Source organism: Flavobacterium sp. CYK-55, assembly GCF_018413465.1.
In the GTDB taxonomy this organism is placed as follows: Bacteria; Bacteroidota; Bacteroidia; order Flavobacteriales; family Flavobacteriaceae; genus Flavobacterium.
The window spans coordinates 1-485 of sequence record NZ_JAHCDK010000038.1 but is presented as its reverse complement, the minus strand read 5'-3'; the positions used below and the strand labels follow the sequence as shown (position 1 = coordinate 485).

General features: G+C 49.3%; 1 pseudogene. It reads right to left on the bottom strand.

The features are described 5' to 3' along the window. A pseudogene (locus tag KIH23_RS13625) lies at positions 1 to 485 on the bottom strand (Ig-like domain-containing protein); the annotation flags it as partial.

Below are 485 nucleotides of genomic sequence, written 5' to 3'. Positions count from 1 at the left end.
GAATCGCCGATGCAAATGTTTTGTGCTCCGGATAAAGTTCCGGCAGAAACGGGCGCAGTTACTGTTATTGTTCTCGTCGCAGTCGCATTCGGACATCCACCCGAACCAAGCACGGTATAAGTCATGGTTGAACTTCCAGCAGCAACTCCGACAATCGCTCCGGTTGAGCTATTGATCGTTGCTACAGCTGGATTAGATGAAGTCCAAGTTCCACCTGAAACTGTTGAGGCAAAAGTGACAGAATCACCGATGCAAATGTTTTGTGTTCCTGATAAAGTTCCGGCTACGACCGGCGCAGTCACGGTCACAGTTCTAGTCGCTGTAGCATTCGGGCATCCGCCAGAACCCAAAACGGTATACGTCATGGTTGAGCTTCCGGCAGCAACTCCAACAATCGCTCCGGTAGCAGCATTAATCGTAGCGACCGCAGGATTTGATGAAGTCCAAGTTCCGCCTGAAATTGTTGATGAAAAAGTTACTGAATC